Source organism: Blautia sp. OM06-15AC, assembly GCF_003481425.1.
Classification (GTDB): Bacteria; Bacillota; Clostridia; order Lachnospirales; family Lachnospiraceae; genus Fusicatenibacter; species Fusicatenibacter saccharivorans.
Genome location: NZ_QULD01000025.1, coordinates 1 through 3,331, shown reverse-complemented (window position 1 = coordinate 3,331; position 3,331 = coordinate 1). Strand labels below are relative to the sequence as shown.

The window sequence follows — 3,331 nt, the reverse complement described above, 5'->3', positions numbered from 1 at the left end:
GATTATGGCATAACTTGAAGTGAATAAAAAGGTACTCAGGTTCTACCGTTTACATAAAAATTCACTTTCGTCATATAATGCTCCTTATTAAATTTCTTCTATTTATCATTTATTGTTCCCACAAATAGAGCCAAACCAAAGCCATTTGATAAAACAAATGCCGGAAGCCCGCATAAATACAGGCTTTCGGCATTTTAATCTGTTATTCGAACTCGGCAAATTGTAGCTTTAGCTTAATCTATTTTGTTTAAGTTTTGTTCTAAAAATGCCGATTTTTTACTTCAATTACATAATTTATTTGGACTTACTGATTTTCCGTTGCCAAAGTGTTGCCACTACACTTGCATGTTTGTTGCTAAAATACTTTAATAGCTACTACAATAATGCGAGCATTCTTATTCTATCTGTTTCCTTTTTTATATTATTTTTTTTATTATCCTGGGAAATCATCCATTTTGAGAGTTCATCTAGCAAATCATTTATCCCCAAATATGAAATTAGTAAATCAATTAAATCATTTGTCTGATCCTCTTGTTTTAATAATACTAATTCTGTAATTTCTATTTCATGCAAATAATTCTCTTGATTCAATTTTTCTAACTTCTTAACAATAATTTCTTCCTCTTTATCTTTTCCAATATATCCTTTATAAAATATTTTATTGTATAACATTAGTATTTTTCTTTCATATGGAATTTTCATATGTTTAGCAGAATTAATTCCCCTCATTAGTCTTCCTTCATGAACCGATACTGACTGAAACATTAATGTTAATAAACCTACTTCCGGCGATTCGCTTTCCCTTATTTTTTTCAAAATTTTTCTTATCCCTGGTTCCAGTATATTACTACTAAATCTGTCTCCTTCTAGTCTACTTAACATATAAAAGAAGTCATCCCTTAGAAAATTCTGATTTCTTATTTCTTTACCCAAAAAGGTCTTTTGCTGTTCATCTGAAACTTGAGTAGCTGTATAATATGCAGCAAAATATGTTTGAAAAGATCGGTGTGTAAATTTAAATTTACTGCCTTCCTCAACAATCAGACATACAATATCTTTAATATCATTAAAGAACATTCCGGGGTTTTCAATTAATTCTTTAAGATTTAATCTTTCAATACCATTTTTTATGTACTCGCAAATTTCCTCTTTACTGAATTCATATTGTTGTATAAAATATGATTGAAAACAAAAATATGAAAATAAATCTTTAAATTCTTTTTCTCCCAATTTTTTGCACTTATAATCTCTTTCAAATACTCCGTCTTTATTTGCATCATGTCTTTTATATAATGCATCATAAGCCGCTTCATAGAAATCAGTTAAGTGTTCAGGTATTATATTGTTATCAACAAACGTAATGTACATCATTGTTAACAGTAATGGATTAGATGCAAAATCTCTATGTTTTTTAAACAGCTCTTTAGATAATAATTCTGAAAATTCTTTAACTTTATCATCATTTCTCCCAATTCTATTGATTAATTCAACCGCCTGTTCCTTTTCTAGTGGAAGTGATTTTACTACAGTATATGTTTCAAGCTCTTTAAAATCTACACCTTCTTTCCTTGACGATACAACAAAACCATTTCGAGGATATTTCTTACTCAATTCTTGAATTAAATTTTCTACCCTATCTCGAATCTCCTCTTTTACCTCATCTAGGCCATCAAAAAGTAGTAAATATTTGCCTGAACGCAAGCTATATTCAAATTGAGTTTGATCTAATCTGACATCAAACTCTTCTATGCAACTATGTACCATTTTAAGCAATGAATCCGATTTATCAACGTTTGACATTTTTCTCAATTCTACTAAAACAGGAATATAGCTTCCTCTGTGTTGCGTATTAACAAATAAATGTCGCATAAGCATTGATTTTCCAGTTCCACCACTTCCCAAAACTATAATATTATTACTAATTTGCATCATATTATCTACAGTAGATGTAGATATTCTTTTACCTTTATATTCCACATAAACATCTACATATATTCCATTTTCACCTTCAAGTGTTCGTGGTTCTGTCATATCTGCTAATGTTTTTACTTTGTTATACCTTAATTCAGAATTCTTTAAATATAAATTAAATGCACTACCAGTAGCTACACAAGCCTTTCCGTACTTATCAGATATAAACTTTAAGACAGAATTCACAGCCTTTTCGCTTGAACTCTTTACTATTGTTTTAATTCCCTCATCTAACCCGTCCATATACACACCTTTTTCTTCTGTTTCCTGCATTTTTAATACTCCTTCGAAAATCGCATCTTATACTTATAAGTACTTCATGAATGGCAACAATTAATAACAATAACATGTAAATTTAACGAATGACAGGCAATCTCATAGACTACCCGCCATATAAAATAATCTGTACACTCTCGTACTATTCAAACTCGGCAAGGTGTTGTTTTATCTTAAACTATATTGTTTAAGTTCTATTTGAAATATGCCGATATTTTACTTCATTTACACATTTTATTTTGGCTTACTGATTTTCTGTTGCCAAAGTGTTGCCATGAGGATATTATACTAAGATTCCAGGTATTTGCAAAGAACTTTTGAACAAAAATATTTTCCCTGAAAATATTTTTCCTACATTCCTTTTTCTGTCTTGCCATATAAATTTGATTGCCCTTCAAATTTTATATTATGTTCTTCACATAATCCCTTTATAAGTTCTACATACCATTCTTCAGCCATTGGATGAACCTTAACTCCTGATATGTATTTATTGAGACATGTTATTGATTGGCAAAAATTTACAGGAAGTTCTTTTTCTATCCAATGCCCCATATATTCCGTTAATCTCTTTTCTACTTCATTAAGTCTATCTACATCTTCTGGAATTTCTTGCATTTTTTTATAAATTCTCCAATTAGCTCCCATGCTACTCATTCCCACTACTTGATACCAACGTGCATCATCAACCAATACCCTTACTTCTGCTTCATGTTTAAATGCTTTTCTCTTATGAAAAAACGGTTCATATATTGTCTTCGTTTCTTTCAACTGCATCACTTGCTCATGCATCAGATTGTCTTCCGGTTCAACATCATATTTTACTTTTCTGATTTCATATAAAATATCTGATTCCGTTTTTAACAAATTCTTTATCTTGACATCAGTGGTTTTAATTTGAATTGCATGTTGATTATATGAATATATTCTCCATAAAGCATCACTATCAGACAAAGTTGACCAGCATTGTCCATATACGAAATATTTACCATGCTCCAATTTAAGCAGATTGTTTATCGTCGCTTCGTAATTTCGTAAGCGCAAAATATTGCTACGTTACTCATGAATTACGCTTGCACCAAAATGA

General features: G+C 30.3%; 2 protein-coding genes. Both read right to left on the bottom strand.

Annotated features, from left to right (window positions below):
• Positions 1–375: 375 nt before the first annotated feature.
• Positions 376–2,244 carry an NACHT domain-containing protein gene (locus DXB83_RS16235; protein ID WP_118697889.1) on the bottom strand — a complete coding sequence of 623 codons (1,869 nt, stop codon included), beginning with the start codon at positions 2,242–2,244 and terminating at the stop codon, positions 376–378.
• 354 nt (positions 2,245–2,598) lie between these two features.
• Entirely contained in the window at positions 2,599–3,198 is a 600-nt protein-coding gene (locus DXB83_RS16230) for a DUF2971 domain-containing protein (RefSeq protein ID WP_158581127.1), read from the bottom strand.
• Positions 3,199–3,331 lie beyond the last annotated feature (133 nt).